The 511-nt window shown below is 56.4% G+C and carries 1 protein-coding gene; it reads right to left on the bottom strand.

Annotation, left to right across the window (positions count from 1 at the left end):
• Positions 1 to 511: ATP-binding protein (locus tag ACFOY6_RS24360; RefSeq protein ID WP_379652489.1), on the bottom strand; the 511-nt coding region annotated here is incomplete at both ends.

The following is a 511-nucleotide window of genomic DNA, read 5'->3' as shown; positions in this document are numbered from 1 at the left end:
GGTTTCTTCAATAACTTTCTGGTTACGCCGTTGTGCGGAACAGTCACGCTCGCCCAGCGCCAGTACATTGCCCTGACCATCGCCAAATACCTGCACTTCAATATGGCGTGCGCGGGCAATAAATTTCTCCAGGAAAACGCCGTCATCGGCAAAGTTATTGCCTGCCAGGCGTTTTACCCGTTCAAAGGCGGCCTGCAGTTCACCGGCATCATTGCAGCGCTGCATACCAATACCACCGCCACCTGCTGTGCTTTTCAGCATAACCGGGTAGCCAATTGCCAGCGCCGTCTGGAGTGCGGCGTCACAGTCCGTCAGTAATCCACTGCCGGGTAACAGCGGAACCTGCTGCTGTTGTGCCAGTTCGCGCGCCCGGTGTTTCAGGCCAAAGGCGGCCATTTGCTCTGTGGTAGGGCCAAGAAACCGCACACCAGCGGCAGCGCAGGCGGCAACAAATGTGGCATTTTCACTTAAAAAACCGTAACCAGGATGCACCGCCTGAGCGCCACTTTCA

Source organism: Teichococcus aestuarii (assembly GCF_042651065.1).
Classification (GTDB): Bacteria; Pseudomonadota; Alphaproteobacteria; order Acetobacterales; family Acetobacteraceae; genus Pseudoroseomonas; species Pseudoroseomonas aestuarii.
Note: the sequence above shows the minus strand (reverse complement) of the source record. Positions and strands in the feature narration are given on the sequence as shown.